Genomic DNA, 326 nt, shown 5'->3' with positions numbered 1-326 from the left:
GGACTGACACCGGTGTCGATCTGGTGATCGACCGCCGCGAGGGATATTTCCTGTGGGATATGGGCGGGCGCCGCCTGATCGATCTGCATCTCAACGGTGGGACCTACAACCTCGGTCACCGCAATCCCGAAGTGATGCAGGCGATCACCGAGGGCATGGAGCATTTCGACGTCGGCAACCACCACTTCCCATCGGTGGCCCGCACCGCCCTGGCGCAGCGCCTCGTCGAGACCGCGCCGGCGTCGATCAAGAAGGTGGCCTACGGGTCCGGAGGCGGTGAGGCGATCGACATCGCGCTCAAGAGCGCCCGGCACGCGACCAAACGC

1 protein-coding gene is annotated in these 326 nt (G+C 65.6%); it reads left to right on the top strand.

The genetic code is table 11. The features are described 5' to 3' along the window. Nucleotides 1-326 (top strand): aminotransferase class III-fold pyridoxal phosphate-dependent enzyme (locus tag ACWGPE_RS19120; protein WP_452049333.1); only part of this gene is annotated, 326 nt, incomplete at both ends.

This window comes from Agromyces sp. NPDC055658 (genome assembly GCF_053618155.1).
This window is presented reverse-complemented; position numbering and strand designations above follow the sequence as displayed.